Raw genomic sequence first — 25,966 nt, forward strand, 5'->3', positions numbered from 1 at the left:
TCGCGTGCACTTCTACCGTCCACGGGGCGACAAGGCTGGGCTTCGCCGTCCAGCCCAAGGGGCAGGCCCGTGCCGTCGGCGTCCCGGAGAAGGTGTTCGCCAGGATCGGCGTGCGGGTCATCAACGCCTGGCGAGCCAGGGCGTCGGCCGCCTCCCCGAGTCACCTGCGGCGTTTCGACGCCCCTGTCCGGCAGGTGCTGCTGGCCGCGCTGCTGTTCCAACGGGAGCGGGAATCACGACACGCTGGTGGGGCTGCTGAACTCCACCGCGCACCGCAACACCGCGCGGCGCTACCTGACCGCCGTCGGCCTCAAGGCTGCCGGGGTGGAAATCGCCAACGCCGCCTTCGCCGCCCGCCAGGAAACGGTCTGGGGCAGGGCACCACCACCGTGGCCAGCGATTCCACGCACTTCAAAGCCTGGGACAGCAACATCTTCACCGAGTGGCACTCCCGCTACGGAGGCCGCGGAGTGCTCGTGTACTGGCACATCGAAAAGGGCTCGATGGCCATTTCACAGCCAGCTTCTGAACTGCGCCGCCTCCGCCGAGGGGGCCGATCTCCGATACGAAAGCTACTGGCGGGTTACTTATCACCTGGTTCGCCCCTCGTTAACGGCACCCCAACTCGGCCCCTGGCCACCCTCACGAAGTTCTTCCGGCGGGCCAGTCTCCCCGCCCGGCGAGATCCAGTACCAGGGCGGCGATGTTCCACGCGTCGTCGTCGCCCCGGTGGTGGCGGCCCTCCAGTGGGAGGCCGGCCACCGTCAGTGCCTGGGCCATTCCCGGGCGTCGGCGCAGGCCGTAGGAGGCGGTGAAGGCGACCTTGGCGTTGGTGTGACGATGGCTGAAGGGGTACGGGGTACCCGTGTGTTGGCATTGGCGAGTGAACTGATGACGGTCGTAGTCGCCCCAACTGGCCCAGGACAGGAGGCCCGCACGGTGCTGGGCCGCCAGTCCACGGCATGCTTCGGCGAAGGGCAGGCCGTGGTCCACCTCGGCCTGCGTCAGCCCGGTCAGCTCCGTACAGAACGGGCTGACTTTCGATCGCGCCGGGCGTACCAGCAGCCGGTGCTTGGCGAGGCGCTCGCCGGCGCGCAGGTCGACCACGGTGAGCCCGATCTCGATGATCTCGCTGACCTGGCCGGGCGGCGGCTGTCCCTCCCAGCACGTTGCTTCGACATCGACCACGTTGAGCAGGTGTTCGTCCACGTCCATGAGGCATGAGGATAGAAACGACCTCGCTCCAGGTCATCCGGGTTTCCCCGCCCGCCCGGCGTCAGCCCGGTTCCAGGTACCGACGGGAGACTGCATGACCGTCCGCACGCCATAGCGCCTACGGTCCCAACACCGTTTCCAGTGCCCGGCTCAGACGCTCCAGCCACTCCTGGGCCGTGCCCCGTACCTGTGGGTGGTTCGCGCGGAAGTCTTCCCAGTCCACAGGCCACAGTGCCACCGTGTCCAGGCGCAGGGCGTCTGCGGCCGCCGTGGCTCGTGGCTCGTGGCGGAACACTCTGCGCAGCAGTTGCGGGGACAGTTTCGTGGCTTCGGCCTCCGCGAGGAGTACGGCGTCGTAGAGGTCCTTGGCCTGTGCCCGGCCCTCCGTGGCGCAGTCGGCGTGCAGCCACAGCAGTTTCCAGGCGAGCGACAGTTCCCGGCCTGCGGTGCGCACGGCGATCGGTCCGGTGCCGTCACCACGAGGTATCGCCGTCCACACAGGGGGCTCCGGGAGGCGTTCGTCGCGGGCGAAGTCCAGCCGTACCTCGCCGGGCGGGAGGTCTTCCGCCTTCCAGGGGAGAGTCAGGCGTATGCCCGGAGTGTCGTACTCCGAGTACGTCCAGGTGCCGTCGTCGCGGCCGGCGTCCGCGTCGAGCACCACCCCTGGTGCGGCCACCGGCCGCTCACGCACCAGGTCGAGCAGGGATTCATGCGGCGGACGGACCTCCGGCTCCGCTTCGACGATCCAGTGCATCCCTTCGGGCGGTGTCACAGGGCTGAGGCCCCTGGTCTCGAACTCCTCGAACTTCCATATCTCGTAGCGGTCGGCGCCGTCGGCCGCCTCCGGCCACTGCTGTACGACCGCCACTTCCTCCACATACGGATACGGGTACTCGGGATCGAGCGGGACCAGCAGGGGCCGGGAGACGATCCAGTCGAGGTCTGCCGGCTCCCGCGCGGCGGCCCCCACCCATGCCGGCATCACCATGCTCCCCCGTAGCACCAGGGAGTCGCCCAACGGGGATCCGACGATGAGGCGGAGCAGGTGATCGAGCACCGCCCGGTGCGCGGTGTGCCACTGTTCGCCGTTCACGGACCTGGTCACCGGACGTCCGTCCTCTCGTCGATCCATCCGCTGTCGAGGGCTGGGCGGTCGTCGTGCACGACGAACTCCTCCTCGACCTCGGCGGCCTTGAACCCAGCCGTCGCGAGGGCGTCGAGGAGGGCGTCGAGACGGCGGCGGGCCTCGGCGCGACCCACGCCACGGCAGCGCTGGGTGACGAAGCGTTCGTGACCGCGCCCGCCCAGATCGCGGCGCGCATTGCGCGACACGTGTGCGGTGTGCCGCTCGGCGAGTGCGCGCACCGCCGCCACCTCGGTCTCGTCGGTGAGGGCGAGCTTGACGTGGTGCTCGAAGTAGCAGCCGAGAGGGAGTTCCTGGGCCTCGGCAGCCGTCCGCGGCACGTCCTCGTTCCACGGCGCCGCCTCGATCTTCACCCGGGCGACGCCGAACCCCTCGGTGGACAGCCGCTCGATCCATGCCGACGCGGCCTCTTGCTGTGCTTGCAGGACACCGTGGCCGCGCACCGTCACCATCGGCTGATCGGGGGCGGCGCCGCGGTCGAGCACTATCCACGTGTACTTCACGCGGTGGCGCCGCGCCCATCGGCGTATGCGGTCCTCGTCACCTGCGATGGGGGTGGACACCACCGTGAGGTGGGTCTCGAACTCCCCAGCGAACTCCTTCACTGCCACCCCACACTTGCCCGTCTGGTCTCCGGCCGCCAACTGTATTGACCGCCACTGACAGCGACGGCGAGACGACGGCGCCCTGCCCGTACCGACCTGCGCTCGCCGGGCGCTGATCGCGCCCGAGTGGGGCTCTGGCCCGGTCGTCGTGACCGCCGGGCGGTTCTTGCCGGAGCCAGGGCGTCGGCGGGCGCCGGCGACGCGACGTGTGGGCGTCCTCGACGAGGTTGTGCCGATGTCAGAGACCGAACGCATATACGCGGTGCAATTGAGGGGCACAGCGACGACGCTCCCGGGCTTCGCGCGCCCCGACGCGCGCGTCGACTGCGCTCTGCCAACCGGAGGCGGCCGTACCTTACCTTCACATCGCAGGCAAAAATCGGCCAGCGTACCACTCCGAAAGGAAGTGGAACGGGCACGCCGTGCGTACTGCATTCGTCCGGGAAGGGCCCGTCGCTGAATTGGGGGAGCGTTATGGACATGCGCTACGAGGCGTATTCGTACGCCGACAAGGTGTTCTATGACTCGCCGGTTCGCTGGGCTGCCTTGCAGGAGTTCACGGCGGTCGGCGAGCCCTTACCTGCCGGCTGGCTCGGATCCACGAGAGAGGTGTGGGCGGGCCGCACGCCCGCCGACGTCGAACTGCCCGACCAGGGCTGGAAGATCCACGTATCCGCCTGTCTGGACAACGCGGAGCACATTCTGTCCGTCGTCAGCGCGTACTGCGTCCAGCGCCGCGTGGCCTACAAGTTCCTGCGCAGCCCGGCCCTGGTACAGACGCAGAACGCGAAGTACGCCTCGCGCGGCTCCAGCGGCAAGTTCATGACCCTGTACCCCGTCGACGAACCCGAGCTGGAACGGTGCCTCACCGACCTCGACGAGGCGCTCGCCGGCCTGCGGGGTCCGTACATCCTCAGCGATCTGCGGTGGCGCAACGGGCCGTTGTACCTGCGCTACGGAGGCTTCACCGAGCAGTTCTGCCGGTCGGAGAGCGGCGAGCTCGTCCTGGCCCTGCGCGAACCGTCGGGCCGGCTCCGTCCGGACGTACGGCGTGCCGTGTTCGAGGTGCCCGACTGGGCCCCCGTCCCGGCCGTGCTGGCACAGGCGCTGGCCGACCGGGCGGCGACGAGCACGGCCGACTTCCCCTACACCGTGGAACGGGCCCTGCACTTCTCCAACGGCGGGGGAATCTACCTCGCACGGCCCGTCTCCGGCGGCGACGAGGTGGTCCTCAAGGAGGCTCGCCCGGACGCCGGCCTCGACCAGCGCGGCGACGACGCCGTCTCACGACTCGGCAGAGAGCACGACATCCTGTGTCGCCTGGAGGGCGTGCCCTTCGTCCCCGCCGCTCTCGGCTACCACACTGCCTGGGAACACCACTTCCTGGTGCAGGAGTACGTACCCGGTGAGCCCCTGAACAGATGGTTCGGGCGGCGCTACCCCCTGATCCATCCCGACCCCGACCCTGAAGTGATCGGGCGCTACCGGGAAGAGGCGCTGCACGTCCTGGCGAACATCGAGGAAGGGCTGCGCGCCATCCATGCCCGCGGCGTCGTCTTCGGGGACCTCCACCCGCGCAACCTGATCGTCCGCCCCGACGGACGGGTGTGCTTCGTGGACTTCGAACTCGCCTCTCCGGCCGACGACTACGTCAGACCCGGGCTCGGCGCCGCCGGCTTCGCAGCCCCCGCCGACCTCGAGGGCTACGCGATCGACGACTACGCCCTCGACGCGCTCCGGCTGTGGATCTTCATGCCGCTCATCCAGCTCACCTCGCTGGACCCTGGCAAACGCGACCAGTTGACCCGGGCCGCCTCCAGACGCTTCGCACTCCCCGCCCGGCCGGACCCCGGCCGGCCGCCCACACCGCCTCCAGCCCCCCCGGCACGCTCAGCATCCCCGACGTCCCCCGAAACCGCCGACGCCGACGAACTGTCAGCGTTGTTCAGCGGCGACCGCGCGGACTGGCCCGCGCTGCGAGACTCCCTGGCCGCGGCGATCACGGCCAGCGCGACCCCACAGCGCACCGACCGCCTCTTCCCCGGGGATCCCAGCCAGTTCACCCACGACGGACTCGGCCTCGCCTACGGCGCGGCGGGCGTGCTGTGGGCCCTGCACACGGTGGGAGCCCCCGTCGACCCCGACCACGTCGAATGGCTGCTGGAAGCTGTCGCACGCCGGCCCTGCCGGCCCGGCCTCTACACCGGCGCCCACGGAGTGGCCTTCGCCCTGGACCGTCTCGGCTACGTCCGGCAGGCGCACAACCTCCTCGACCGGCTCCTCAAGGACCCGCTCGACGGACAGGGCAGCGATCTCGCGGGAGGGCTCCCCGGCATCGGACTGACCCTGCTGCACTTCGCCGGCACCACCTCCGACGCCTCGCTGCAGGCCGCTGCCATCGGCGTCGCCGAACGTCTCGCCGCCCGCATGCCGTCCGATTCCGGCGGCCCCGCGCCCGGCAGGCGCCCAGGGCTCCTGCACGGCCCCTCCGGGTCCGCCCTGTTCTTCCTGAGCCTGCACGACAGCACCGGCGACAGGAGCCTGCTCGACCAGGCCGAACAGGCCCTGCGCCTGGACCTCGCCCGCTGCGTCCTGGGCGACGACGGAACCCTCCAGGTCGACGAGGGCAGCCGGGTGCTGCCGTACCTGGAGTCGGGCAGCGCCGGCATCGCTGCCGTGCTCCACGCGGCCCTGCGCCACCGACCAGACCCCGAACGCCAACGCAGCCTCGAGCAGATGCGGGGGGCGGCCGAGCCCGAGTTCATCGTGCAGCCCGGCCTGTTCAACGGACGCGCGGGACTGATCCTGCTGCTCCACCTGCTCCGGGACGGTGCCCGCGACCACGATCCGGTGATCCGACGGCACATCCGGCGCCTCGTCTGGCACCTCGTCCCCCACCAAGGGCACGCGGCCTTCCCCGGCGAGCAGTTGCTGCGCCTTTCGATGGACCTCGCCACCGGATCCGCGGGCATCCTGCTCGCCCTGGGATCGGCCCTCGCCGACACCCCGGCGCTCCCCTTCTGGACCGGCCGACGGGTCGCGGCTCCCGCGCCCCTCGCGGTCCCGCAGACGCCCTGACCGCCGCGCCCCGCCGCGGCACCCCGCGACGTCCGTCGTCGCGGCCCAGAGTTTCCGGCGATCGCCGGAAAGCACCCATCACAGTGACAGGAGAACCACCATGTCCATCCTCAGCCTGCAGGCACTGGAGACCCCCGAGGAGACCACCGAGTACCTGTCGGTGCTCAGCTCCCTCTCCGCGGTCAACTGCACCAACAGCACGGTCAGCACGCTGCTGTGCCTCTGACCGCACCGCCCGGGTCGTCCCCCCTCCCCACGCCGGGATGACCTGCTGAACAGAGCCGGCCCGGGCTGAGGGACAGCCCGGGCCGGCGTTTGCGTGCCGCCCCGCCGACCGCCCGTCCATCGCCCGTAGGAGCCTCGCATGGGACAGGACCACCGACACCGGCCGCAGCGGAGCGGAGTTCCCGATCCTACGGCCTGTGCCCCTGTCGCGCGCAGGGCCCGGACGCGGCGCAACCCCATGCCGGACACCGCCCGGCCGTGGGGGTGGCCTCTCCTCCTCGCCCTGGCGGTGGCGGCGAGTTCGGCCGCCGCGCTGGTCCTGCCCGCCGTCCTCGCCGCGGCCGTCGATCGCGCCCTGTCCGGAAGCGCCGGACAGGGCCTCCTACCGGTCGCCGCCGTCCTCGGCCTGCTCACGGGCGCCGAGACCCTCGCGCAGTACGCGGGTCCGCGCGCCACCGCCGAGGCGACCGCACGACTGCGCGCCGCACTGGTGCGGCACATCATGGCCGTCGGCCCCCATCCCGCCCGGCGGACCGCGACCGGCGACCTCGTGGCCCGCCTCACCGCGAGTGCCGGCGAAGCCGGACTGAGCGTCCAGGCCGCCGTCTACGCCATCGCCCAACTCGCCATGGCCGCCGGCTCCGTACTCGCCCTGGGGCTGCTCGCCCCGGAACTCGCCGCCGCCTTCCTGGCCACGGCGCCCGCGGGCTGGCTGCTGCTGCGCCGCCACCTGCGGCGCACCGTACGCCGGGGCGAGGGCTACCAGAGCGCACAGGCCGCCGTCGCCACCCGGCTGCTGGACGCGCTGGCCGGCCACCGCACCATCGCCGCCGCCGGAACCGTCGAGCGCGAGATCGCGCGGGTCCTGCGGCCGCTGCCCGAACTCGGCCGGCACGGACGCGCCCTGTGGGACAGCCAGCGCCGCGTCGCCTGGTCCACAGGGCTGCTCGCCCCCGCGACCCAGATCGCCGTGATCGCCGTCGCAGGCTACGAACTGTCCACCGGCGCGCTCGGACCCGGCGACCTCGTGGCCGCGCTCGGCTACGCCACACTGGGCCTCGGCGGCTTCGGGACCGCCCAGAGCCTGCTGGACCTGGCCCGCGCCCGGGCCGGACACAAGCGCGTCCTGGACGTGCTCGCCGTGCCCCGGCAGCCGCCGGGCCTGCGCGGCCTGCCACCGGGACCCGGACACGTCGAGCTGCGCGGCATCACCGTACGCACCCCGGGCGGCGCCGTCCTCGACGAACTGGACCTCGTCCTGCCCGCACGGCGCTGCGTCGCACTCGTCGGACGCTCCGGGGCGGGCACGTCCCTGCTGGCAGCGGTGGCGGGCGGTCTCCGGGCCCCGGACCGCGGCATCGTGCTGCTCGACGGACTGCCCCTGGACGAGATCCGCCCCACCGACCTGCGCGCCGCCGTCTCCTACGCATTCTGCGACCCGGAGCTGACCGGCCCCACGATCCTCGACGCCCTGCGCGCCGCCGCCGACCCGCTTCCCGAGGCCCGGGTTCACGCAGCCGCCCGGGCGGCGCAGGCCGACGCCTTCGTACGCCGCCTGCCGGCCGGCTATGACACCCCCCTCGCCGACGCGCCGCTCTCCGGCGGCCAGCGGCAACGCCTGGGACTCGCGCGGGCCCTGGCCCGCGACAGCCGGCTGCTCGTCCTGGACGATGCCACGTCCAGCCTGGACTCCGCCACGGAGGCCGCGGTCCTGCGCGCCCTGGACGACTCCCTCGGCGACCGCACCCGCCTGGTCGTCACGCGCCGGACGGCCACGGCCGCCCACGCCGACCTCGTGGCCTGGCTGCACGAGGGACGCGTCACCGCCCTCGCCCCCCACCGCGAACTGTGGGCCGTGCCCGCCTACCGCAGCTTGTTCCACGGCGCCGAGGCAGCGGAGGACTGACATGAAGGACCGATGCGCAGGGCGCCCCTCAGGACCGACGACGAAAGCGCGCACGCCAAGGGCGGACCGCACCGCCGGCCCACCCCGCCCGCGCCGGGCCGCCTCCTCTCTCATGGCGGCCCACGGAACCGCCCTGCGCCTGATCCGCGACGCCCTCACGGCCGACCGAACCGCCGCGCTCCGGCTGACCTGGTGGACCCTGCTCTCCGCCGCGCCGGCCCTCGTCTGCGGCAAGGCCCTCGCCCTGGCCGTCGACGGGGGCTTCTTGATGGGCCGGCCCCGCACGGCCGCCCTCGGACTGGGCGTGTTCGCCCTGAGCACCCTCGCGGGCGCCTGGGCGGGCCGGCAGAGCTACCCATGGCTGGCCGAGATCGTCGAACCGCTGAGGGACCGGCTGCTGCGCGACGTCGTCACGGGCGCCCTCCACCGCGCCGTCGCCCCGGGCGCCGCCCGGGACGACGGCGCGGCCGTCGCCGTCGCCCGGCTCACCCGGCAGGTGGAGGCCGTCCGCGACGCGCTCGCCGGCCAGTTGATGCTGCTGTGGCAGTTCGTCCTGACGGTCGCCGCCGTGGTCGCGGGCACCGCCGTCCTCTCCTCCGCCGCCGTGCCCCTCGTCGCCTGCCCGCTCCTGGCGGCGCTCGTCCTCTTCGCCGTCCTCGCCCCCGCCACCGTCCGCAGACAGCGCGAGGCCTTCGACGCCGAGGAGACCCTTGCCGGCCGTACGGTCGCCACCGTCACCGCCCTGCGCGACATCGTCGCCTGCGGGGCCCACGAGCACGCGCAACGCGAGGTCCTCGACGCCGTCACGGGCTACCTGCGTACCTCCAAGGCCCTCGCCTCCGTGTCCGCGCTACGGCGGCTGATCGTAGCCCTGGGCGCGCACAGCCCCCTGCTGCTCGTCGTGCTCGCCGCGCCGGACCTGCACGCCCGCGGCGCGACCGCCGGCGAGATCGTGGGCGTCCTCGCCTATGTCCTGGCCACCCTGGAACCCGCGATCCGCCTGCTGGTGCAGGGGCTCGGCGCCTCCTGGCTGCGGTTGGCCGTGGCCGCCGAGCGGCTCGCCGAGGCCGCCCGCCGCCCGCCGCCCGGCCCGGAGCCGTACCCCGCCCTGCGGCCCTCGGACGGGTCGGTGGCGTTGTCGGGGATCGTCTTCGCCTACGGCCCAGGCGCGGAACCGGTCCTCGACGGGCTCGACCTTTCGCTCGCCGACGGCGAGCACCTGGTGGTCGTCGGCCCCTCCGGCATCGGGAAGTCGACCCTGGCCGAAGTACTCGCCGGCATGCTCCCGCCCGACCGCGGACAAGCCGTCCTGGGCGGGGCCCCCCTCGACCGCATCGCCCGGCACGACCTGACACGCGCCCGTGTTCTGGCACCGCAGAACCCCTATGTGTTCGCCGGCACCCTGCGCGAGAACCTCTGCTACCTCAAGCCCGACACCCCCGACCCCGTCCTCGCCGGCGCCGTGACGGAACTCGGGATGGACGCGCTGGCCGAGCGGCTCGGGGGAGTCGACGGCCTGGTCGACCCGGCGGCGCTCTCCTCCGGGGAGCGCGCCCTCGTCGCCCTGGCCCGCACCTACCTCTCCGACGCCCGGCTGGTCGTCCTCGACGAGGCCACCCGGCACCTCGACGCGGCGGTCGAGCGACAAGTCGAGGAGGCGTTCCGACGCCGGCCCGGCACCGTCGTCACCATCGCCCACCGCATGTCCCTGGCCCGCCGCGCGGACCGGGTCCTCCTGCTGGACGGAACCCGTCCGAGCACCGGCACGCACGACACGCTGCTGGCCGAAGTCCCGCTCTACGCCGCTCTGATGGGCCACTGGCGAATCGGCGCGACCGACGCCGACCGCACCCACCGCGACCGCACCGACGCCGACCGCACCGACGCCGACCGCACCGGGGGCGAGCTCAGCACCCCGGGCGCAGCATCAGATCGCTCATCGTCGCGTCCCGCGGGAGATCCAGCGCCATGACCACGGCAACCGCCACCGACGCCGGACTCATATGGGCCTGCGGCTCGTAGGGCAGACCGAACTGCTCGTGCAACCTGACCTGCATGGGTGTGTCCGTCTCCCCGGGGTACACGGTGGTGACCCGCACGCCGTGCGCGTACTCCTCAGCCCTCAGGGACTCCGCCAGCGCCTTCAGACCGAACTTGGACGCCGCGTAGGCACTCAGCCGCGGCGGCGCGTGCACGCCCGCCCCCGAGTTCACGAACACGACATGTCCCCGGCCCTCGCGCAGCGCGGGCAGCAGCAGTCCTGTCAGCTCCGCCGGGGCGATGAGGTTCACCGCGAGCGTGTCCTGCCAGACCTCTGCACCCAACTCGCCCACCCGACCCGACTCCACGACCCCGGCCACATGCACAAGCGAGTCCAGCCGCTCGGGCAGAGCACCGGCAGTCAGCCGGGCGCGTATCGACCCCGGTGCGGACAGATCGGCCGCCAGCGTCCGGCTCCGCGGGAACCGGGCCCGCAGTTCCTCCGCCCGCGCCTCGTCCCTGGCCAACAGCCACAACTCCTCCTCCCGCGCGGCGAACAACGCCGCCACCGCCGCGCCGATACCCGAACCAGCACCTGTGATGAGGTGAACTCCCATAGGCTGATACATACCCCATATACCGATCTCATCCCTTATGGAGCAGGCGAGTTGAAGACACCTCCGCACAGGCCCTGCGCTCGTGTGGGCACGGGCTCGGCGCCGAGGAGTTCGTCTACACCGCAGGCGGCTGCGACTGGCTGCTGTGGCAGCTGAGCCAAGGCAGGCTGGGATGCCGCGGCCACCGACGTCAGCCCCGACGTGTTCGTCTTCGGCGTCCAGCACCCGGCATCCCTCGCCGCGCTCGAGAAGCTGACGGGGGACGATCTCCGCGGCATCGGCATCGGCATCGGCATCGGCATCGGCTTCAGCCGCAGCCGGGCGCCGCCTGCGAGCCGTCCGCGAGCTCTTCTCCCGGGCTGCGGTGGGTTCTAGGCTTGCCGGGCTGCGCTGATTTCTGATGTGTGTTATCTGGACGCACCCCGGGGGACGTTGTGGATGTGCCGACGCTGTTGATGTTGGGGGCGTCGGGGGGTGTGCTGCGGGTGCTGATGGATGTGTACGCCCGGTTGCAGGACTGGCAGGCGGATCGCCGGGTGCACCGTCGGTTACCGCCGGGGCAGCAAGAGGGCGAACCGCCGCGGTTCGGGCAGTACTTCGATCCGCTTGCTGATCCGATCGCGGGGGTACTGCACACGCTGATGGGGGCTGGTGCGGCCTGGGCCATGGGCGCAGGTGGGCAGATCACCGGGACGTATGCCGCTCTCGTCATCGGGATGTCGGCACCGGTGATCCTCGAAAAGCTCTGCAATATCCCGTCGGTGAACAATGCGTTGACGGGACAAGTCCCACCTGACGGGAGCACCCCGGTACAGCAGACCCAAACAGGTGCGGCCTCGACGCCCGTCCCCCTCCAGCCGCCGGAGTCACAACCTGCGTCGGCGCCAGTCCATTCCGTCCCCCCGCCTCCGTCTCCGCCTACCCCGCCGCCGCAGGCGGCGCGTGCCGAAGCAGCGCAGGAACCTCTCGGTGCACCGGGTACGAACGGACAGGATCAGGCGTCCAGGCCCGCCGCGGACGTCAGCGTCCCGCCGCCGGGGCAACGGCGGAACACGAACGGCAGGCCGGTTGCCGCCGCAGGCGACCTGAGCAGTGGCGTCGGCGGCCGTGAGGCGAGGCCGAGGCAGAGCGAGCCGGTGGCCGAGGAAGAGGGGACGACATGACGGTGCGATCTTCCCGTCACCAGCGAACTGCCTCGGGCCCCGCGAGGCGGCAGCCCACGCTGGAGGAGCAACGTCAGCTTCCGCTGGGGCGTCGCCTGCTGGCTTCACTCGTCGGGATTCGGGTTCGGCCGCACGTGCCCGCCCCCTCCGCCCCGGTTGTCAGGACTCAGGCCACGGGGGCCGCCCCTGCGCACCAGGCCGATACGCTGAGCCGGCCGCGACCGACCCAAAAAATCCTGTTCGCTCTCGTGACAGGCGTCGTCGTCTACCTGCTCGCCAACGCCATCGGACCTTCAGCGGAGTACGGTCCGTGGCAGTTGGTGCTGTCCGTGCTGTGCGGCGGCATCGTGCTGATCGTGCAGTTCCTGGCGTCCTTCGTGAACCAGATGCACGCGGTGACCGTCTCCGTCGACAAACGGTTCGCCGACATCGGCAGAGCGACCAAGCTCTTCGACGAGGTGGAGAAGCTGCGCGGCGACGGGGTGCCCCGGCTCGCCGAGCACGCGACCAAGGTCGTCTCCATGGGGCCGGACATCCTGCACGCGTTCGCGCACGCGGAGATCGACCGTCTCGCCGCGCAGATGGAGGACTTCACCAACCTCAGCGCCGAGTGCCCCGGCGAGAACCACGACTGGCTCATGACGCTCACCGGGTGCACCCGCGAGAGCATCGACGCCATCAGCACCACCGTGGTCGACGACGGCTTCTGGAGCACCGAGCCGGCCGGCCGCTATCTGACGGCCCAGCGCGAGGCCATCATCGAACGGCAGATCAGGGTCAGGCGGCTGTTCATCGTGAAACGCCCCGAGGAGTTCGGGGCCCTCGGCCCGATCTGCACCGAGCAGCGGGACATGGGCATCGACGTCCGGGTGGTCGCCCTGGAGGAGCTCCCGCCGTACTTCCGCCGCGGCAAGATGATCGACTTCGTCGTCTTCGACGGAGCGCTGTCCTACGAGATCCACGCCGACCAGCTCAGCGTGAACTCCTCGACGACGGTCAACGCCCGCGCGAACGAGGTCGAGCCCCTCATCCGCCGGTTCGACCTCCTGTGGGACGCTGCCAACCCGGCCGGCTCTCCCCACGGCGTGCTCGGCACCGTCCAGGCCCAGACCGGGGGATCCGTCCCGGACGGCTCCTGAACTCTACGTTCGGGCCCGCTTCGGCTTCCCCTTGTCGGCGGCCTTGGCAAGGTCCAGGTGTGCGGCCAGTCGAGTCCAGCGGTATGTCGAGGCTCGCGCCGGCAGGCGCAATCCGTACGAACGCGAGCCGCGACCGAAGATGATCGACGCGTTCCTGGACTACGGCTGCCAAGTGGTCAGCTGCGTCCCTTACGATCCGCAGTCCAAAGGCGCATCGCGCGGCGAGCAAGCCCGCCGGTGAGGTGGTGCGAGCCGATGAGGCCCACTCAGTCCAGAGCGGCACCATAGGCTGGCAGGCTCTCGGTCAACCGCCGCACTCCTACAAGGAGTTGACGGCCGACTGATCGCGGTCAGTCGCCGACGAACCACAGATACAGGTGCGTTCCCCGCTCGACGACCTGGCCCATCTCGCGGGCCTGCCCCACCCAGTCACCACCACAGGCCGCGGGAAGCCGGTCGAGTTCCGACACCAGCAGCTGCACCTGCCGCTGGTTGAACACCGCGTCGCCATACGGCGTCAGGGCCCAGACCATCGGGAACTGCACCGGGTTCAGATCCGCGAAGGCAGCCGTCCACCTCACGCCGCGTTCGGCGCGAGCCACGACGGCCCCGCTGTCACCTCGCACCACCATATTGATCACCTGCCGAACCTATCGGCGCCCACCTCGACCAGCGAAGGAATATACGACCGTGACGTTTCCCCAGGCCCTGGCCCTGCGCGTGGCCTGGTTCACCCTGCAGACCCTGAGCGCGGCGATCGGCAAGTCGAAGGTCGACGGGTCCACCGCCCGGACCGTCGCGCGGATCTGCCGGGCGGACCTCATCGTCGTCGACGACATCGTCCTGCTACCCGTCGGCGAGGACGCCGCCGAGGCGTTCCACCGAATCATCGACGCCGCCGCCTGAGGGGTGAATGCTGCTGGTCACTGCGATCGAGTGGTGTTCATGCCTGTGGCCAGTGGTGTTCCTGAGGGTGGGGTCAGTGCAGGGGGGATTTCTGATGGCCACCGGCCGGGACATCCAACGACCACCCACCTGGGCATCTCAATGACCGTTGACACCCCTTGCGGGCACCGCCGATCTTCGTCGCTGCCTCACGAGCGGCGACCGGGGGACACGCTTAGAGGCCCTAACAGACAGAGGTCCTGACAGAAGCCGTTGATCATGTGACCCGAATGCGTTCCCGCAGGGGGCGTGCGCAGATGCTGTCGTGGCGTTGGCCAGGCGTCACCAGGATCGCGAGAGGCCGCCCGCGGCAGGGGGGGCGCGGATCGACGCAGCGGAGTCAACGGCTCGAAGTGGGTCCTGGCGGGAATTCGTGAGCGGCTGTCACGCTCCTGTGCGCCGATGACGCACCGCCACGCTGCGGGCATTCTGCTTGTCATGTGAGGACCTCGATCGGGAGGCCGCTCCCACACCTCGATGCTGTGCTCGTGCAGCAACTGGTGCTGAAGCACAGGGTGTTGCGCTTCGCGCCGCGTACTCATACACGACGGGGACGCAGATTTCCGTGCTCCTCGGGACGATGGCCCCATCCTGCCCGGGAAACCTCCGTCGCATCCTCGTCGCATGGTTTCGCCTCGAAACCATGCCGCCCGAAAGGACAGCCGATGTCTCTCGGACCGAGCAACGGGACCACCGTCACGCCCAACCGTCGTCCGGAAGCCCGACGCAGGCCCCGCAGCCGCCGCCGACCCGCCATGCTCGCCATAGTTTTGGCGTCGCTCCTGGGAGCCGCCACCGTTCCGGCAGCATCGGCCCAGGACACGACGGCCGCGGCGGCGAAACGCGCGACGAGCGCCGCCGCCCTCCCCTCCGGGGTAAGGCTCCTGGAGTCGCACAACTTCCCGGAGATGTGCGTCCGGCACGCGAACTTCCTGGGAGAACTCTCGCCATGTCCCAACGAGCCGCCCTACGGCGACTTCGAGTTCAAGATCGTTCGCGGTCTGACGGGGAACGGGAGCGACCTGGTGTCCCTCCAGTCGGTCAACTATCCCCACTACTACCTGCGGCACCAGAACTTCCGCATCAAGCTGCAGAAGCTTCCCCGCAACGGCAGCAGCCTCTTCCGCAAGGACGCCACCTTCCACCTGAAGAAGGGCCTGGCAGACCGGTCCGAGTGGTCGTTCCGGTCCTTCAACTTCCCCGGCTACTACCTCCGGCACAGCGACTTCCACCTCTACATCTCGCCGAGGACGAGTCCCAACCTCGCCGCGGACGCGACGTTCGGCCTTCCCGTGCCCATCGACTGAGGCCATGACGCATTCCGGCCCGGAGCAGCGACGCGCAGGCTTCGCGAACGTGAGACGGCAGTGGGGTTCGATCGCAGGGCCCTGTCGATGCTCGCGCTCGCCTCGGCCTCCGTCGCGCTCCGGGTGGCGAAACCCGGCGACTGCGCCGGAGTTGTCCCCCGGCCCGCTTCGTGGAGCGCCCAGGAAGTCCGGGCGCGATCCGTGGCGGACTGTCCGGTCGCCGACCGTGCATGCTGCGATCCGTACCCAGTGGCTGGCCTCCGGAGATGCCATCGACGCTCACCGCCACGACCACCAGATCGTCTACGGGGGCCGGGGAGTGCTGGCCGTGACGACCAGCTCCGGCTCGTGGGCGGCGCCGCCCGGCGAGCCCGACGACTCCGGCGGCCCCGCCTTCCACCAGGGCAAGCAGGTCGGTGTCCTGTTCGGACCGGGCGAGTACAGCAGCGTCGCCGCGCACCGTGCCTGGATCAGGGCGTCACCGGGGTATGAGCCCCCACTGCCGACCGTCGTACGCCACAACTCCTCCGCCTCCGCGGGGAGTCAGGGTGTCGCCGCCGGGCACCTGCCAGGCGGGCAGCGCCTCTTCCGTGAACGGGCCGCGGCCTCCCTCGCCGACAGACTCCGACGCTGACCATCTCAGGCGAACTGGGAACACGCTCGCCGCGGCTCGTCAATCCCGTCGATCTGATCGCCTGGCGGCGCCTACTCTGTGCACATGGCTCATGCGAAGACTTCATACGTCTGCCTGCCTTGCCGGGCCTCGTACAAGCAGCCGCACAGCGGGGATCGACGGCGGGTCTGCCCGCAGTGTGCGCAACCGTTGATCCATGTGGGGTCGGCCTTCGCAGCGCCGCGGCGGCGGGACACCGAGGCGTGGCGGACGCTCTCGGTGCTGCTGAATGCGGGCGTGCGTTTCCACAAGAGCTGCTGCAGCGGGCCCGGCTACCGTCCCCGCACCCTGCGCGAGGTACGCGAGCGGATGGCGTACGCGCGGCGAACCGGCAGGCCCTTCGCCGAAGCACTCGTCCTGCGTGACCTGCCGTGATCGGGCACGACAGCCTGGCGCGACTCGTGACCCCGCCGACCGTACCCGTCGACGCCCGCGGGGACTGGGCCGCTGCCGAGACCGCACTCGGCGCTCGGCTGCCCGACGACTACAAATGGCTGGTCGATACATACGGTTGGGGAGAGTTCTGCGACTTCCTCTGCCTTCGGACTCCGTTCGGTACGAGCGAGCACAACGGCATCGAGTGGCAGCGCGGACACCTGACGGGATCGCCTGAACGGGACCGGGCACGCTATCCGTATCCACTGCACCCGGCACCGGGCGGACTGCTGCTCTGGGGCGCCACGATGGACGCCGACCGGCTGTGCTGGCTCACCGACGGACCCCCAGAAGCCTGGCAGGTCGTGGTGTGGAGCAGCGAGGGCTGGTACGAGACTCATCCCATGGATGCGGCCGGATTCATCGGACGCTGGGCCGTCGGAGACATCAGCTCCCGCTTGATCGCAGACATGGAGCCGGACCTGGCGCCGTGGTTCAACGCCTTCCGTCCCCGTGTCCACCGGTGCCTCCGCCTCTCCGAAGGCCCCCTCTCCCACCCCGAACGCCTGCGCGTCCTCCGCGAGGCGCTGGCTCCCACCACGGATCGGGGCGCGTGGCGGTCGGAGTACGACGAGACGGGGCAGGACCACTTCGCGACCATGGACACCGACTGGCTGCTCACCTACGACGTGTCTCGCCCCCACCAGCTCCGGATCGGCTACCCGCCCGAGGACACGGAACAGGTTCGCAAGCGCCTGCTCGCTGCCGTTCAGCTCATGGGATGCCAGGTTCTTGAGTTCACGACCGCAACCGGGACCCCCCTGCCGACCTGGGACGCGGCCACCGACGACGAGCAGTAGCCCGCATCAGCGGTGATCTCCACTGGGCCATCTGTTCCTCGTGGCCCGGGCGGACCTGGGCGAACAGGGAGAAGTTCTGGGCACGGTGGGCATAGGCGGTGGCGTCGGCCGGCATCTCCTTGACGGCGCCGCCCAGGGCGCGGATCTGGAAGAAGCTGATGTCCCTGCGGTCGAACAGGCTGGCCACGAGAGCGGCGGTGTAGGCGTCGACGTGGTCCACCAGCGCGGTGCGCCCACGCATCTGGGACTGGCCGTGGTGCGCGAGACGGCGGTGTCACTGCCCCGCTTCAGCTGCTCGGTGAGCGTGACCACACCGTCGTGGACGGCGACTTCGGAGATCCGTCGTGAGATGCCGTCACGGCGGGCGCCGACATCAGCCTGTCGGCGGAGTGCGCCCGGACCAGGTGAGCCATGGCTGACGGCGAGTCAGGCCAGATCTGTGGAACCGGCCTGAGGGCCCCTGTTCTGAGTGGTGTGTGCCGTATCACGCCACTCGAGGGCCGCCCAAGTTGTCTGTGTCACAGCGTAAATGTCCATTTGGCGTCCATGCTCGACAGGCACAGGGCGCAAGCGGCTCCCGAAGGGGAGCCCGTCAGCATGGGCGCGACGTTCCGAAGTGGCCCCATGGCACAGCCCTCGTGACGTTCCTCCTCGTTCCCGTGGAAAGGTGCCCGTCATGGCCGCTTACCTCTGTCCTCCTGCCGTGATACACGGTGAGCACGCCGTGGAGACCAGCCAGATCGTGGCGGAGGTGCGCGACCGGCACCCGCACGCGGCGTGGGCGCCGCGGATCGACGGCATCGCGGCCAGTACGGGCATCGAGAACCGTGGGTGGATGCTGCCGCTGGAGACCGCCGTCGCGCCCGGCAACGGCAGCGGCCTGCGGGCTGTCGGCATCGGGCCCGCGGAAAAGGCGCTGGAACGCGGTGGGTTCACCGAGCGGGACGTGGACCGCGTGATCGCCGCCCTCGAGGCGATACCCGCGCCGCAGACCGTCCAGGAGCGCACCGCGCCGGCCTGGGAGGCCGTGCAGTCCTACGGGGAGAATGCGGCGCGCGGGGCCCTGCAGATCGCCGGGCTGGACGCCGCGGACGTCGACTGCCTGATCACCAGTCACTCCACCACCCCGGCGCTGCCGGGTCTGGACATCGCCCTGGCCAACAGGCTTCCGCTCCGCAACGACGTGATACTGCTGCCGGCCACGCAGTGGGCCTGTGTCGCGGGGACCCGCTCCCTGGCCCTGGCGGCGGATCTCGTGGCGGCGGACCCCGACCGGGTGGTCCTGGTCGTGATCGCGGAGGCGCTGAGCACGACCTACCAGCCCGCGGACGACACCCTCGAGTCCCTGATCGTCCGGTTGCTGTTCGCGGACACCGCGGTCGCCGCGGTGGTCACGGGCCGCCCGCGGCGCGAGTCGGTGCTGCGGCTGGACGCCGCCTGGCACCACACCCTGCCAGGCACCCAAGACCTGCACCGCCTGGAAACGCGGTCGGACGGCACCCACTTCGTGATGGACCGGCGTGGGCCGCGCGCCGTACAGGAGACGGTCACCGCGATGTGGGAGTGGCTGCGCGTCCGCTACCAGGACGACCCTGACTCCTGGCACCCCGACGTGCTGCTCGCGCACCCCGGCGGGACCCGGGTGCTGGAGTACATGGAACAGACGATGCCCGACGCATGGCCGTCGGGGCTGCTGGACTACAGCCGGGACAGCTACACCAGCGGCAACCGCGGAGGCGCCGCCGTGTTCGACATCCTGAGGCGGGCGCACGACGCCGGGCAGAAGGCGGGCAGTCGCGCCGTCCTGTACGCGGCGGCACCGGGCCTCACCGCCACCGCCCTGGAAGGGGAGTGGGTGTAGTGCGAGCCCGCGCCACCCGTACGAGCAAACGGGCCGCCCGCATCACCGGTCACGCCACCGGTCACGCCACTGCTACCGCTGAGGGCGCCGTCCGTACCGCCGGCGGCGCCGGCTGACGCGCACGCCGCCCCCGCCGCGTCGCGCACGCCGCCCCTGCCCTCGCCGCACTCGCGTACGCCGGCCGTGCCGCGCCCGCCGGCCGGGTCAGCCGGCGACTTCCGCCCAGACGACCTTGCCGGTGTCCGTCCACCGCACCCCCCACCGGGTGGTGAGCCTGTGCACGATGTGCAGGCCACGCCCGCCGTCGTCGAGGAGGCCGCCCCGGCCCAGGCGCGGCCTGCCGTTGCCGGTGTCGCCCACCTCGCACAGCAGACCGGGACCGGCCCTGATCAGCCGTATCGTGATGGGACCGGCGGCAAAGCGCACCGCGTTCGTGACCAGCTCGCTGACCAGCAGCGGCACGTCGTCCCGGGTGTCACCCCTGGTCTGCCATTGCCGCAGCAGCGCGGAGACGTGCGCGCGGGCACGGGCGGGCGCGTCGTCGCGGGCGGGCAGCCGCCAGGTCGCGGTGTCCCCCTTGCGGTAGCCGATCATGCGCACGAGCAGCAGGGTCACGTCATCGCGCTGGCGCACGGGCGCCAGCGCGGAGACGACCTGCCGTGCGGCCTGCTGCAGGGTGTCCCAGGGGTGCACCGTGGACACGGCATCCGCCAGCCTGCTGATCCCCTCGTCGATCGACAGGGTCGGATCCTCCACCAGGCCGTCGGTGTAGAGGGCGAGCAGCGAGCCCGGGGGCGCCCCGAACGTGTACACGTCGAACGGCTCCCGCAGCGCGAACTCGGCGCCCAGGCCGGGGTGAGGGCTGAGCGCGACCGGGGCCGCCTGGCCGTTCGGAAGCACCAGGACCGGGGGGAGGTGGCCGGCGCTGGAGAGCGCCACGTCGTGGCTGACCGGGTCGTAGAGGGCGATGCAGCAGGTGGAGCCGAGGGCGCTGTAACCGGCCGCCAGCCCGGACTCCGCGTCGTCCAGCAGCGTCACGGTCTCGTCCAGGTGCTCCAGCACCTCGTCGGGCGCCAGCCCTGCGGACAGCAGCGCGCGGGCCTCCATGCTCAGCTGGCCCATGGTCGCCGCGGCTCCCAGGCCGTGCCCCACCACATCACCGACCACCAGCGCGGTACGGCCGTCCGGCAGCGGAAAGCTGTTCACCCAGTCGCCGCCGACGCCCGCGCTGTCGGGGGTGGCGGGCTGGTAGACGCTGGCGATCTCAATGGTGTGGCCGCCGGTCCGGGGCAGCAGCCGGCGCTGCAACGCCAGCACCTGCGTGTGCTCGCGCTGGTGCTGCCGGGCCAGGTCGACGTGATGGGCGGTCCTGGCCACCAGTTCCTGCAGGTCGAGCAACTCGCTGTCGTGGAAGGGGCAGTCCGCCCGCCGCCAGACCTCCGCCACGCCCAGCACGACGGGCGGCGTCCCGTCCAGGACCAGCGGTATGCACGCCACACTCGCCGACCGGTCACCGGGCACCAGGGCACGGATCACTCGCGGACTGCCGAGCAGCCGCTCGACCGCCTCCCGGTCGGGTATGACGATGGCCTGCGGGGCGTCGTCCCGCCGTACGGCCTGCGCCAGCAGGCGACTCGCGTCGCTCGGAAGATCGTCACCCGGAGTCACGTAACCCTCGGGCCACGCCCGGTCCGGTACCAGGGCGGCGCGCCGTAGCCGGATGCGCCCCGGCGCCTGATCGGTGACTCCCTCGCCCGTCCACACGGCGAAATCGAGGTCGACGGCGGCAACGTCTCCCCAAGCCAGCAGGGACTCCGCCAGCGACTGTGCGGTCTCGCCGATGTCCAGCGAGGTGCCGATGGCGGTCTCGGCGGCGTACAGGTGCAGCCTCCTGGACATGGCGATCAGGGAGACGATCAATCCCTCCTGAGGCGCCGCGGCGGGCAGGATGCTCATCGAGACCACCAGCTCCGACCCGTCGCCGCGCCGCAGGCGCTGGATGCGGGCGACATGCGCCTCACCGGTCTCCAGGACCTGCCGCAACCGCCGTGTGACCGTCGGTACGTCCCCGGCGGGCAGGAGATCGGCGAAAGCACTCCCGGCCACGGCGTCCAGACCCGCGAACACGGCGGCGTCCAGATTCCGGCGGGTGATTCTCAGATCCCTGTCCAGGTTGACCACGCCGAGTATCTGATCATGACGTTCGGCTGCCGGATTGTCGGTGTCCGGTACGCGTCGGCGGGTGGTGCGGTCGCCCTGCGCAGGGGCAGGACCGGTGGTCGCTGCCGATCCGCCGCGCGGGATGTAGCGCCCCAGGGCACTGCTGACCAGGTCGAACGGCGATGAGGGCGAGGGCGAGGGCGTGGAGTCCATGGGGCTCTCTCAGCAGTCCCCGGCGCAGCGCCGGGGTCGTTACTCGGACCCGTGCGACCGGGCCCCGAGATCCCTGACCGCACACCTCATTCAATACCACCGGGGGTCGCTTCGCCCACACCAGCGGATCGCGCGGTGATCGCGCGGTGCACGCCGACAGCGAGGAATGCCGCGGCCGGTGGGGCCGTGCTCTCGAACCCGGGCCGGACGGTCCTGAAGGCGATGCCCGACCCAGTGGAGCCCACGGGTTTCCCACATGTGGCGGGGATCACGTCGGGGGGAAAACCTGCGGACCGGCTCGGGCGTCTAGCGGGTGTGAGATCAGTCAGGGCAGCGCTGCACGAGCTGGACGAGGAGCGTCTCGTCCGGCTGGTGGCACGAGGCGACCGTGCCGCGTTCGAGGAGTTGTACCGGCGTACGTCGCCGTGGCTGGCGGTGCGGCTGCGCCGCCGGTGTGTGGACGAGCAGATCGTCGCGGAGGTCATGCAGGAGACCTACCTGGCGGTGTGGCGCGCGGCGGGTGCGTTCGCCGGGGCCGCGGTCGGAGGGACGGCCACGGGTTGGCTGTGGACCATTGCGGCCCGCCGCCTGGTCGACGCGTTCCGGCGCAGGGCTCACCACGCGGAGCCGCCGCCGGCCGCCGCTGTGCCCGAGGCGGCGCCCGCCGCCGAGGAGGAGGCGCTCCGGGCGGCCGTCGGCGGTGAGGTCGGGGACGCGCTGCGGTGCCTCGCGCCGGAGCTGAGGCAGGTACTGCAGGCCATGGTGCTCGACGGGTTGTCCGTCCGGGAGACCGCGGTCCTGCTCGGGCTGCCCGAGGGCACGGTCAAGACCCGTGCCCGCCGGGCCCGGATCGCGATGCGGGAGGCGTTGGCATGAGTGTGGAACACGCGTCGATGCGGGTCATCGACGGATACGCGCGGGGCGGCGCGGACCTCGCCGCCGACGAGGTGTGGGCCGTGGAGGCCCATCTGGAGGCGTGCCGGGTGTGCCGTGACCGGCTGTCTGCCGCCGTCGGCGCCCAGGTGCCCGCCGTGGCGTCGCTGGTCGAGACGGTGTGGTCCGGCCTCGAACCCCACCTGGCCGCCACTGCCATGATGCCGCGCGGACGGCGCTGGTCGGCGCGGCTGTCGAGATGGATGACGCCCACGATGGTGCCGTGGCTCGCGATGGTCGTGGGCGTGACGCTGCTGGCCCTGCTGCTCGACCTGGTCGACACCGGCTCCGGCGAGGTGTCGCTGGTGCTGCTGCTCGCGCCGGTCCTGCCCGTGCTCGGTGTCGCGGCGTCCTGGTCGCGCGGTCTGGACCCGGCGTACGAGCTGACGGCCTCGGTGCCCAGGGCGGGGCTGTACCTGGTGCTGCGGCGCACCGCGTCCGTGCTCGGCGTGCTCGTCCCCGCGCTGTCGGTGGGCGGATGGGCGACGGGGGTCATGGTGGCTCAGTGGCTGTTGCCCTGCCTGGCCTTCACCGCGACGACCCTGGCGCTCGGCGGTGTCATCGGCGTGACCCGCGCCGCCGTCCTGCTGGCCGCCGTGTGGGCCGCCGTGATCGTGGCGCCGACCCTCGCCACCAGCCGTACGACCTTCGCGCTGCAGACCGGTGGCCTGCCCGCGTGGGGGCTGATCCTCGCACTCGGCATCGGTGTCGTGATCGCCCGCAGGGGCGCGTACTCCGTGCTGGGAGCCCATCGATGACCATCGGAAAGGACCATCACATGACGTCCGCGGTGAGCGCGGCCGAGATCGCGCCGACGGCCTACGCCTGGGAGATCCAGGCCACGGGCTTGAAGGTCAGGGCCGGCAGGAAACGCATGGCCGTCGACGGGCTCGACCTGTCGCTGGGCACCGGCGTACACGGCCTCCTCGGCCCCAACGGAGCGGGCAAGACCACCCTTATCCGGGCGCTGGCCACCGTGCTGCGCCCCACCGAGGGCAGTCTGGAACTGCTCGGCGAGTCCGTGGGCGGCCGAGGGGAGCACCGTGCGCTGCGCCGCCGGATCGGCTACCTGCCGCAGGAGTTCGGCTACTACAAGCGTTTCACGGTGCGCGAGTTCGTCGAGTACATGGCGTGGCTGAAGGAGGTGCCCAAGGCGGACATCCCCGCGGCGGTGCAGCGTGCCGTGGAGCGGGTGGGTCTGGCGGACCGGGCCGACGAGAAGATGAAGGCCCTGTCGGGCGGCATGGTGCGCAGGGTCGGCATCGCCCAGGCCATCGTCAACGACCCGTTGATCCTCCTGCTGGACGAGCCGACGGCCGGCCTGGACCCGGCGCAGCGGCTGCGCTTCCGCGAGCTGCTGCAGGAACTGGGCACGGACACCTGCGTGGTCGTCTCGACCCATCTGGTGGAGGACGTCGCCGCCGCCTGCACCGACGTGGTGCTCTTCGCCGAGGGCCGGCTGGTCTTCCAGGGCCCTCCGGACGAGCTGGCCTCGGTGGGCGGCCCGGAGCACGTGGGTGACAGCCCGCTGGAGCGCGGCTACTCGGCACTGCTGCTCAACCCCGGGCAGGGAAGGGGCACTTGGTGAACATCCGTGTCCTGCGCATCGAGCTGAGGCGCTCCGTCGCCCCGTGGGCCGGAGCCGTGGTCCTGGCGACGGCGCTGGCGTTCCTGTACCTGCTGAACGGCGCGTGGTGGACGGGGACCACGGCGTGGACGGCCCAGTGGACGTCCATGGCCCTGTGGACCCGCGCCCTGCTGTTCTACCTGTGGCCGCTCGCCGTGGGGCTCGGGGCGCTGCAGGGCCTGCGCGACCACCGCTCGAAGATGTCCGAGCTGCTGACGAGCACACCGCGGCCCGCCTGGCACCGCGCGGCCACGGGGGCCGGCACGACGGCGATCACGCTGGCCTCGGCCTTTGCGCTCCTCGTCCTCGTGGGTGGGGTCCAGGTGCTCGCCAACACCGAGTACATGCACCTCGGATGGCTGCCGATCTCTCTGGTGGGGGCACTGTCCCTCGTCTCGGGGGCCGTGCTGGGCATGGGGGCCGGGCGGGCCCTGCCGTACGTGCTCACCCCGCCCGCGCTGGCCATGGGCGCCTTCGTGTTCACGGCTCTCATGAACATGTCGTCGGGCCGGACGCAGACGACCACGGCGACGGGGTTCACGAGCACGGAACCGAACCGGGTCTCCCTGCTGTCACCGGCGGTGGACGAGGTGCGCGACGCGCTCGTCACGCTCTCCGCCTGGGTGCACGTCGGGCAGACGATCTGGCTGCTCGGCATGGCCGCGACCGGCTTCGCGCTGCTGGTCGCCGCGACTCCGCGCGCCCGGCTGACCGCCCTGACGCCCGTCCTGGCGGGCCTGGCGCTCGCCCTGCTCGTCCTCCCCTCCGACCCGGGCCGGATGTACGTCGTCGACGAGGCGGCCGCCGAGCTGGTGTGCGACGGCCCGGTGTGCGTGACGAAGACGCAGCAGGCACGACTCGCCGACCTTGCGGGTCCCGGCAAGGAGGCGCTGCGCCTGCTGCACGGCGCGCTGGGCAGTCAGGCGCCGGTCTCGGTCCGGGAGAACACCGCCGTACTGCCGGACGGCTCCACGCCGCAGTGGTCCCGCAAGACCGTGCTCTTCGACTTCGACGACGACATCATCGCCGCCGCGAAGGGCGAGGAGCTGACCTGGGCCCTGATCGCCGAAGGCATCGCGCCAGAGTGCACCCCCGTCGGCTGGAGCGGCTTCGGGGGAGATCTGTTCGCGCAGACCGTCGCGGTGGGCTGGGTGCTCGGGGACCTCAGGCCGCTTCCTGGCACACCGGCAAGTCTGCGCCGCGAGGTCGACGCCGAGACCCGCCCGGTGTGGAAGGAACTCGAGGCGCTTGCGCGGGCCGAGCAGCTCTCGCGGATCAACGCGATGCGCGCCGCCGCGTTTTCCTGCAAGGGCGACGCGTTCGACGCGCTGAACGGCGGTGCGTCCCGGTGAGGTGGCTGCCGCTGTACGCGCGTTCGCGTCAGGTACCCGTGTCGCTCGCCGCGGTGGTGATCAGCGCGGTGGCGGTGTGGGCATGCGCCCGGGACGGGGGCGAGGGGCCCGGTGATCCGCGGCTGCCCGTGCTCGTCCTCGCTACGGGGGCGATGGCAGCCTCGATCGGGCTGAGCGGGCAGGACCTCGCGCTGGACCGGACGGCCGCGATCCGCTGGGCGCCCCGCAGAGCGGCGCACGTGCTGCTCGCCGGTGTGGTCGTCGCCGCGGTGCTGCTGACAGTCCAGACAATGGGCGAGTCCATGGCCACCACCGCGTTCGTTGCCCGGGACAGTGCGGGCCTGACGGGACTGGTCGCCCTGGGCGCGACGCTCTCGGGCGGCCCGTACGCATGGACGCTGCCGTTCGCCTGGCTCTCGTTCTCGTTCTTCGCCCCGCCCCCGACGAGTGCGCCGATGCAGGTGGCGACCTGGATGCTGCTGCCGCCCGGCACGGCGGCGGGCACCTGGACGGCCCTGGTCCTCGCGGTCGCCGGCACCACGGCCTACGCCGTCGCGGGACCAAGACGGTAACCGGACCGGGCCACCG

23 protein-coding genes and 2 pseudogenes are annotated in these 25,966 nt (G+C 71.6%); 18 read left to right on the forward strand and 7 right to left on the reverse strand.

Annotation, left to right across the window (positions count from 1 at the left end; translation table 11 throughout):
* Positions 1-194: 194 nt before the first annotated feature.
* Positions 195-503: pseudogene (locus tag OG562_RS46325) on the forward strand (Tn3 family transposase); the annotation flags it as partial.
* 139 nt (positions 504-642) lie between these two features.
* Here OG562_RS46325 and OG562_RS45075 read toward each other — a convergent pair.
* The 3 genes from OG562_RS45075 to OG562_RS45085 form a co-directional block, all read right to left on the reverse strand.
* Positions 643-1,215 carry a 3'-5' exonuclease gene (locus OG562_RS45075; RefSeq protein WP_266408655.1) on the reverse strand — a complete coding sequence of 191 codons (573 nt, stop codon included), beginning with the start codon at positions 1,213-1,215 and terminating at the stop codon, positions 643-645.
* Between the two features lie 118 nt (positions 1,216-1,333).
* Positions 1,334-2,272 carry a nucleotidyl transferase AbiEii/AbiGii toxin family protein gene (locus tag OG562_RS45080; protein ID WP_266409858.1) on the reverse strand — a complete coding sequence of 313 codons (939 nt, stop codon included), beginning with the start codon at positions 2,270-2,272 and terminating at the stop codon, positions 1,334-1,336.
* 44 nt (positions 2,273-2,316) lie between these two features.
* Entirely contained in the window at positions 2,317-2,964 is a 648-nt protein-coding gene (locus OG562_RS45085) for a hypothetical protein (RefSeq protein ID WP_266408656.1), read from the reverse strand.
* A 480-nt stretch (positions 2,965-3,444) separates the two neighbouring features.
* Between OG562_RS45085 and lanKC the strand changes: the two genes are divergently transcribed.
* The 4 genes from lanKC (at position 3,445) to OG562_RS45105 (ending at position 10,145) form a co-directional block, all read left to right on the forward strand.
* A complete protein-coding gene (gene lanKC, locus OG562_RS45090) occupies positions 3,445-6,042 on the forward strand; it encodes a class III lanthionine synthetase LanKC (RefSeq protein ID WP_266408658.1) in 2,598 nt (865 codons plus the stop codon).
* Positions 6,043-6,142: 100 nt separating this feature from the next.
* Positions 6,143-6,268 carry a SapB/AmfS family lanthipeptide gene (locus tag OG562_RS45095; protein ID WP_020127262.1) on the forward strand — a complete coding sequence of 42 codons (126 nt, stop codon included), beginning with the start codon at positions 6,143-6,145 and terminating at the stop codon, positions 6,266-6,268.
* A gap of 237 nt (positions 6,269-6,505) precedes the next feature.
* Entirely contained in the window at positions 6,506-8,173 is a 1,668-nt protein-coding gene (locus OG562_RS45100; protein ID WP_266408661.1) for an ABC transporter ATP-binding protein, read from the forward strand.
* A 112-nt stretch (positions 8,174-8,285) separates the two neighbouring features.
* Complete coding sequence (locus OG562_RS45105; protein WP_266408663.1) at positions 8,286-10,145, forward strand: ABC transporter ATP-binding protein; 1,860 nt, start codon at positions 8,286-8,288, stop codon at positions 10,143-10,145.
* Here the strand turns inward: OG562_RS45105 and OG562_RS45110 are convergent.
* Positions 10,081-10,770: an SDR family oxidoreductase gene (locus tag OG562_RS45110; protein WP_266408665.1), complete on the reverse strand. Its 690-nt coding sequence runs from the start codon at positions 10,768-10,770 to the stop codon at positions 10,081-10,083. The two genes, OG562_RS45105 and OG562_RS45110, sit on opposite strands and share 65 nt — an antisense overlap.
* A gap of 201 nt (positions 10,771-10,971) precedes the next feature.
* Between OG562_RS45110 and OG562_RS45115 the strand changes: the two genes are divergently transcribed.
* On the forward strand, positions 10,972-11,145 hold the full coding sequence (locus OG562_RS45115; protein WP_266408668.1) for a hypothetical protein: 174 nt from the start codon (positions 10,972-10,974) through the stop codon (positions 11,143-11,145).
* A 1,036-nt stretch (positions 11,146-12,181) separates the two neighbouring features.
* On the forward strand, positions 12,182-13,072 hold the full coding sequence (locus OG562_RS45120; protein WP_266408670.1) for a hypothetical protein: 891 nt from the start codon (positions 12,182-12,184) through the stop codon (positions 13,070-13,072).
* 350 nt (positions 13,073-13,422) lie between these two features.
* Here the strand turns inward: OG562_RS45120 and OG562_RS45125 are convergent, their stop codons facing one another.
* The gene (locus tag OG562_RS45125; RefSeq protein WP_266408673.1) at positions 13,423-13,704 is read right to left on the reverse strand and encodes a hypothetical protein; all 282 of its coding nucleotides are present in this window, start codon (positions 13,702-13,704) and stop codon (positions 13,423-13,425) included.
* Between the two features lie 58 nt (positions 13,705-13,762).
* Here OG562_RS45125 and OG562_RS45130 point away from each other — a divergent pair, with 58 nt between their 5' ends.
* The 5 genes and pseudogenes from OG562_RS45130 (at position 13,763) to OG562_RS45150 (ending at position 17,232) form a co-directional block, all read left to right on the forward strand.
* Positions 13,763-13,978, forward strand: coding sequence for a hypothetical protein (locus tag OG562_RS45130; RefSeq protein WP_266408675.1), 216 nt, complete (start codon positions 13,763-13,765; stop codon positions 13,976-13,978).
* A gap of 704 nt (positions 13,979-14,682) precedes the next feature.
* Entirely contained in the window at positions 14,683-15,324 is a 642-nt protein-coding gene (locus OG562_RS45135) for an AbfB domain-containing protein (protein ID WP_266408678.1), read from the forward strand.
* Between the two features lie 226 nt (positions 15,325-15,550).
* Positions 15,551-15,685, forward strand: a pseudogene (locus OG562_RS45140) (AraC family transcriptional regulator); the annotation flags it as partial.
* Between the two features lie 357 nt (positions 15,686-16,042).
* Positions 16,043-16,372 carry a deoxyxylulose-5-phosphate synthase gene (locus OG562_RS45145; RefSeq protein WP_266408680.1) on the forward strand — a complete coding sequence of 110 codons (330 nt, stop codon included), beginning with the start codon at positions 16,043-16,045 and terminating at the stop codon, positions 16,370-16,372.
* 26 nt (positions 16,373-16,398) lie between these two features.
* Positions 16,399-17,232: an SMI1/KNR4 family protein gene (locus OG562_RS45150; protein ID WP_266408682.1), complete on the forward strand. Its 834-nt coding sequence runs from the start codon at positions 16,399-16,401 to the stop codon at positions 17,230-17,232.
* Here OG562_RS45150 and OG562_RS45155 read toward each other — a convergent pair.
* A complete protein-coding gene (locus OG562_RS45155) occupies positions 17,171-17,473 on the reverse strand; it encodes a hypothetical protein (RefSeq protein ID WP_266408684.1) in 303 nt (100 codons plus the stop codon). The genes OG562_RS45150 and OG562_RS45155 overlap by 62 nt on opposite strands.
* A 435-nt stretch (positions 17,474-17,908) precedes the next feature.
* Here OG562_RS45155 and OG562_RS45160 point away from each other — a divergent pair, with 435 nt between their 5' ends.
* Positions 17,909-19,093 carry a type III polyketide synthase gene (locus tag OG562_RS45160; RefSeq protein ID WP_266408685.1) on the forward strand — a complete coding sequence of 395 codons (1,185 nt, stop codon included), beginning with the start codon at positions 17,909-17,911 and terminating at the stop codon, positions 19,091-19,093.
* A 204-nt stretch (positions 19,094-19,297) separates the two neighbouring features.
* On the opposite strand, the gene OG562_RS45165 is transcribed toward OG562_RS45160, so the two are convergent.
* The gene (locus OG562_RS45165) at positions 19,298-21,466 is read right to left on the reverse strand and encodes a SpoIIE family protein phosphatase (protein WP_266408686.1); all 2,169 of its coding nucleotides are present in this window, start codon (positions 21,464-21,466) and stop codon (positions 19,298-19,300) included.
* A 372-nt stretch (positions 21,467-21,838) separates the two neighbouring features.
* On the opposite strand from OG562_RS45165, the gene OG562_RS45170 reads away from it, so the two are divergent.
* Genes OG562_RS45170 through OG562_RS45190 form a run of 5 tightly spaced genes read left to right on the forward strand, consistent with a single transcriptional unit; the run spans position 21,839 to position 25,950 of the window.
* Entirely contained in the window at positions 21,839-22,342 is a 504-nt protein-coding gene (locus tag OG562_RS45170) for an RNA polymerase sigma factor (RefSeq protein WP_266409860.1), read from the forward strand.
* Complete coding sequence (locus tag OG562_RS45175) at positions 22,339-23,157, forward strand: zf-HC2 domain-containing protein (protein WP_266408687.1); 819 nt, start codon at positions 22,339-22,341, stop codon at positions 23,155-23,157. Before OG562_RS45170 ends, OG562_RS45175 begins: the two co-directional genes overlap by 4 nt.
* Complete coding sequence (locus OG562_RS45180) at positions 23,154-23,987, forward strand: ABC transporter ATP-binding protein (protein ID WP_266408688.1); 834 nt, start codon at positions 23,154-23,156, stop codon at positions 23,985-23,987. The genes OG562_RS45175 and OG562_RS45180 overlap by 4 nt, the downstream gene beginning before the upstream one ends.
* Positions 23,984-25,378, forward strand: coding sequence for a hypothetical protein (locus OG562_RS45185; protein WP_266408691.1), 1,395 nt, complete (start codon positions 23,984-23,986; stop codon positions 25,376-25,378). The genes OG562_RS45180 and OG562_RS45185 overlap by 4 nt, the downstream gene beginning before the upstream one ends.
* Positions 25,375-25,950, forward strand: a complete 576-nt coding sequence (locus OG562_RS45190) for a hypothetical protein (RefSeq protein WP_266408692.1) — start codon at positions 25,375-25,377, stop codon at positions 25,948-25,950. The genes OG562_RS45185 and OG562_RS45190 overlap by 4 nt, the downstream gene beginning before the upstream one ends.
* Positions 25,951-25,966 lie beyond the last annotated feature (16 nt).

Origin of the sequence: Streptomyces sp. NBC_01275, assembly GCF_026340655.1 — a bacterium.
GTDB lineage: Bacteria > Actinomycetota > Actinomycetes > Streptomycetales > Streptomycetaceae > Streptomyces.

Coding starts and splice junctions, on each gene's coding strand:
- OG562_RS45160 (WP_266408685.1), top strand. CDS start 17,909: ATGGCCGCTTACCTCTGTCCTCCTGCCGTGATACACGGTGAGCACGCC.
- OG562_RS45155 (WP_266408684.1), bottom strand. CDS start 17,473: ATGCGTGGGCGCACCGCGCTGGTGGACCACGTCGACGCCTACACCGCC.
- lanKC (WP_266408658.1), top strand. CDS start 3,445: ATGCGCTACGAGGCGTATTCGTACGCCGACAAGGTGTTCTATGACTCG.
- OG562_RS45175 (WP_266408687.1), top strand. CDS start 22,339: ATGAGTGTGGAACACGCGTCGATGCGGGTCATCGACGGATACGCGCGG.
- OG562_RS45180 (WP_266408688.1), top strand. CDS start 23,154: ATGACCATCGGAAAGGACCATCACATGACGTCCGCGGTGAGCGCGGCC.
- OG562_RS45145 (WP_266408680.1), top strand. CDS start 16,043: ATGGCTCATGCGAAGACTTCATACGTCTGCCTGCCTTGCCGGGCCTCG.
- OG562_RS45125 (WP_266408673.1), bottom strand. CDS start 13,704: ATGGTGGTGCGAGGTGACAGCGGGGCCGTCGTGGCTCGCGCCGAACGC.
- OG562_RS45110 (WP_266408665.1), bottom strand. CDS start 10,770: ATGGGAGTTCACCTCATCACAGGTGCTGGTTCGGGTATCGGCGCGGCG.
- OG562_RS45095 (WP_020127262.1), top strand. CDS start 6,143: ATGTCCATCCTCAGCCTGCAGGCACTGGAGACCCCCGAGGAGACCACC.
- OG562_RS45105 (WP_266408663.1), top strand. CDS start 8,286: ATGGCGGCCCACGGAACCGCCCTGCGCCTGATCCGCGACGCCCTCACG.
- OG562_RS45135 (WP_266408678.1), top strand. CDS start 14,683: ATGTCTCTCGGACCGAGCAACGGGACCACCGTCACGCCCAACCGTCGT.
- OG562_RS45100 (WP_266408661.1), top strand. CDS start 6,506: ATGCCGGACACCGCCCGGCCGTGGGGGTGGCCTCTCCTCCTCGCCCTG.
- OG562_RS45075 (WP_266408655.1), bottom strand. CDS start 1,215: ATGGACGTGGACGAACACCTGCTCAACGTGGTCGATGTCGAAGCAACG.
- OG562_RS45165 (WP_266408686.1), bottom strand. CDS start 21,466: ATGGACTCCACGCCCTCGCCCTCGCCCTCATCGCCGTTCGACCTGGTC.